Below are 4,275 nucleotides of genomic sequence, written 5' to 3' on the forward strand. Positions count from 1 at the left end.
AATTCAAGATTTATACTCTTTTTAACTTTTGGATAGTAAACAATAATTAACTATTCTTGTAATAAGAATTGGGAAATTCTGATTTCTTTCAACCTAACCTAAGCCCTCCGAAAGAACTCAACATAGTTGTATCTATAAGCAACGAAACTTGAAATTGAGAAAAGAATAACGGAACCTTCAGTTCTGTAGGTATGCTATTTCTGCATGCTCTAAACTAACATACATTTTTTATTAAAAATGGCAGCTCTAACTTTTGTTTGAGCACAACATTAGAACTGCCTTAACACATCCTTAAAAAAGAAAGGAGGTATAGTGACAAAGATATTAAAGCAATTTATATTTTGATATTACTATTCTAGGAATTTGTAATGTGATTTTTGAAAAAAAAGAAATACTAAAACATTAAAAAAATTAAAATGAAAAAAATAGCAATTTATCTTTCAATTTTATTTGTCATTGGATTATCACTTGGCGGAAATGCAAATGCATCAGGGCATGATATTATTACAGAAGTTGATGATAATAGCCAAGGCGGAGGTGGGTGTGTAAGAACAACAACCTGCGACGACGGGATGTGTGTTGTTAGCTGTGCTAAGAACCGTTTTTTAGCACGAGGATGTAAATATAATGATGCCTTTGTTTGCACGGTTCAAAAAGTAGATGTTAATATTGGACTTTAAAAACTCTTAATAAAATGGAAGAAATCATCGCCAATGAAGGATGATATCAATAATAAAAAAATGATTATGAAAAAAATAGCAATTTATCTTTCAATTTTATTTGTCATTGGATTATCACTTGGCGGAAATGCAAATGCATCAGGCCATGATATTATTACAGAAGTTGATGATAATAGCCAAGGTGGTGGTGGAGATTGTGCAATCTCAGTTACGATTAATGGTGATTTGGCTGTCGCTTTACATGCAAAAGAAAGATTTCTAGCTAGAGGTTGTAAAAAGGCATGTAACCATACTTGTTCCGTTATTCGTTCAGACTATAATCTATAATTACCAAAGGCAGCTTCTTCAATTATCTTTTTAATAAGTTATTTTGTAGAAGCTTCCTTTAATTCTTGGATATTAATTTAGATCAAACCTTATAATCCACATTGTTAATAATCGACTTATTAAATCAAAGATAAAATTAGACTTATAATGATAAAATACATTTATATAATCTTCACTATTGCATTAGTAAGTTGCAAGCCACATACATCCATTGGTAAGGTGGATATTGAAATTGATCCTGACGTTTCTAAAAAAGTACTATTAACCGATCTTTTTAGTGATATTGATGTTAAAGAGATCAAATGCTCAGATAGTTTGTTTTTTGGCAATATTGACTTTATTAAATCTTATGGATCATATATTTTTCTACAAGACCAATTTCAAACCAAATCAATAACAGTAATAAATACGTTAAATAACAATACATATCAACTAAAAAAAAGAGGGAAAGGTCCCGGTGAATACCTAAATCTCGATGCTTTTACTTTTGATGAGGACAATCAACTAATCTATTTATATGAAAGAGGAATCGGCTTTAATATTTACAATTTTCCTGATTTTAAACATATAAAAAGGATACGATATAATGAGTACTTAATGAACATTGAGCTGTTAGAAGAAGAAATGTTGATATTATCTGAAAAGAATACTAAAGAAGGCTTCTATGAAGGAGTCCAATTACTAAACATTGAAAACCTAAATCAAAGTTCTTTTAACTTGCCAAATCATTCTGCGACAATAGAACTATCTTATCCTAATACTATTACAAAAAATGTAGATTCTTTGTATTATGCCTCAGCTGGATATCTAAACAAGATATTTATGTTTTCTGGTAAGAAAGTTAAAGAAAAATATTCAATTAGTTTTGGTGAGTATAACATTCCAGAAGAATATTGGATATACGATGAAGCAAATAAATTTGAGGAAATTTTTGCAATTAAAGAATGCGCAACCTGGATACATAATTTTATCGATGCAAGCAATTATATATCCTTTTGCTATATCTTCAACAACCCAAGTAACAAACATTTTGTATATCATAATTTAGAGAAAAATATATCGCAAAATATTTCAGAGTTTGTTTTAGATGAAAAGGGAAATTCAATAGGCATGCCAATTGGTACTTATAAGAATAAGAGTGTCTTCCTTATATACCCAGAAGAGATTAGCGAAATTCTCCCTAACCTATTAATTGAAAACAAATTAAGAAATCATCTAGAGAATTGTTTAGAAAATAATAATCCAGCTCTTTTGTTATGCGAAATTTAAACGTTAGAACTTTTCAAGTAATATCTTTTCTTACTATTACTGCACTTGCAATCGTAATTTTATACAACAAAAATAAAATTGATAGCTTAACTAATTCAAATAACGAACTTTCGCAAAAAAATAAAATTAATTTTAGTATACTAGAAGAGCAGTTCGCTATTCAAGAGATCAATGCTATTATACATAGTAAAGGAATTGAAAATATTAATCTAACTTCGCGAGAAGGAGAAAAATATTTTCTTTTTAATATTGACTTATACAATAAGCATGTTGTATTCTTTGATGCTGAAATGTGTTCAATATGCATAGATAAAGAATTCGAAAATTTAGAAATATTAGCAGACATGTTTGGTAAAGAAAACATAGTTATAATAATGTCTGGATTTAAGAAGCAATATGTGTTCAGGGATAGGAAGTTATACGGCTGGAAAAACTTATTTCATACGTCTGAAGAGCTCTACACAATGGGGCACTTGAGTAACTCTCCAATATTCTCATATTTCAATACAATGAATAATATAATGTTCTTGTCTTGTATGTCGAAGACTCACAATCGTACATTTCACACTTATTTAAAGTTATCAAATGAATTCAAGAATTAAACACATACTAATTATTGGATTACTATTTAATTGCATCTGGGCCTATACTCAGACCAGAGAAATTAGTGGCCGGATTTGGAATTCAGAAGAAAATTTGCCTATTAAATATGCTGCGATTCTTGATATATCAGAGAACAAGGCTGGAACAACTACTAATGCTTCTAGGAACTTCTCCATCACAATAAATGAAAATATTGTTTCATTATATATTTCAGCATTGGGTTTTCGTGATACAATCGTAACAATTGGAAATAATTCTTACGTTTCTATCTCTTTATGTAAAAAAAGGTATGAGTTAGGAGAAGTTAAGGTACATGGCAGTAAATTAGATAAATATCATATTGGCTCTAAAAGTTTACCAATAAAGACAAAAAACGATAATAAAATTGGTTTTCCGTTTAAGAATGCCGGATTTAGTCATGGGCTTTATGTTAGGGGCAATAAAAAAACTAGAAATAGTTTGGTAAAATCTATTTCCTTTTTTGTTGCTGACATCGGTCCTTTAGGAGGTGAGTTTCTAGTTCATTTTTTAAAACCAATGGAAAAGATGAGCCCTAATAAATATATTTTTAGCAAAAATCTCAAATACTTTAGTACATCTCAAATTGTAATCAAGGCCAATAAAAGAGGTTGGAATACTTTTAATGTACTCGACAATGATATTGTATTACCAGAACAAGATTTTCTTATGATTTTAACACCTATTGAGATGGGGCCGAGTTATGTATGGAATGATAAAAATGGAGAATGGTATAGTTCAGTATTTGCAGTTTATGATAAAAAGCGAATGCAAAATATTAAATGGATTGTGAAAGAGTACAATAAACTTTGTTATATAGATGTAAAAGGGGTTGATAATTATATACCAGCATTTGTTATAGAGGTTCTTAAATAGTGCACTAACCATGTTATATAATAAAAATAATCATTTTTATTATTTGTTTCACTTCTGTAAAGTTTCACTCGACAATAACACACTTATTAAACAAACAAATTAAAAAATCTAACATAAGTGTTGAAGTCACAAAATAACACAATCATGAAGCATTTATTTATTGTTGGAGGTTTGGTAGGTATTACGGCTTTTTTTATTAGCTGTAGTACTTCAGGAAAGAATGATTCGAATGATGCTAAGAAATTGTATGTAGAGAAAAGAACGACTGAGGTAATTGTGAAGTTAGTGCAAACGAATCTATTCACACAAGAACTTCATAGTAATGGTCAGCTCTCTGCAAAGGAGAAGGCGCTTATTCCTTTTAAAGTACAAGAACAAATTATTGACCTAAAAGTCAATAATGGACAGCGTGTGAAGAAAGGCCAAGTGCTGGCTCAGGTTGAGTCCTTTCAATATAAAAAAACATTAAGAGACTGTAGGGATCAGTTCGAGAAAGCACGTA

Annotated in this window: 6 protein-coding genes; all 6 read left to right on the forward strand. The window is 29.8% G+C overall.

Annotation, left to right across the window (positions count from 1 at the left end; genetic code table 11):
- Positions 1-416: 416 nt before the first annotated feature.
- Positions 417-680: a hypothetical protein gene (locus ACRD7B_RS22560; RefSeq protein WP_430826935.1), complete on the forward strand. Its 264-nt coding sequence runs from the start codon at positions 417-419 to the stop codon at positions 678-680.
- A 33-nt stretch (positions 681-713) separates the two neighbouring features.
- Positions 714-1,007 carry a hypothetical protein gene (locus ACRD7B_RS22565; protein WP_430826936.1) on the forward strand — a complete coding sequence of 98 codons (294 nt, stop codon included), beginning with the start codon at positions 714-716 and terminating at the stop codon, positions 1,005-1,007.
- Positions 1,008-1,154: 147 nt separating this feature from the next.
- Positions 1,155-2,276: a DUF4934 domain-containing protein gene (locus ACRD7B_RS22570; protein ID WP_430826937.1), complete on the forward strand. Its 1,122-nt coding sequence runs from the start codon at positions 1,155-1,157 to the stop codon at positions 2,274-2,276.
- A complete protein-coding gene (locus ACRD7B_RS22575; protein ID WP_430826938.1) occupies positions 2,264-2,878 on the forward strand; it encodes a hypothetical protein in 615 nt (204 codons plus the stop codon). Before ACRD7B_RS22570 ends, ACRD7B_RS22575 begins: the two co-directional genes overlap by 13 nt.
- Positions 2,862-3,773, forward strand: coding sequence for a peptidase associated/transthyretin-like domain-containing protein (locus ACRD7B_RS22580; protein ID WP_430826939.1), 912 nt, complete (start codon positions 2,862-2,864; stop codon positions 3,771-3,773). Before ACRD7B_RS22575 ends, ACRD7B_RS22580 begins: the two co-directional genes overlap by 17 nt.
- A 144-nt stretch (positions 3,774-3,917) precedes the next feature.
- Positions 3,918-4,275, forward strand: a 358-nt coding sequence (locus ACRD7B_RS22585) for an efflux RND transporter periplasmic adaptor subunit (RefSeq protein WP_430826940.1), incomplete at its 3' end; no start/stop codon positions are given.

This window comes from Carboxylicivirga fragile, from assembly GCF_050589805.1.
GTDB classification, from domain to species: domain Bacteria; phylum Bacteroidota; class Bacteroidia; order Bacteroidales; family Marinilabiliaceae; genus Carboxylicivirga; species Carboxylicivirga fragile.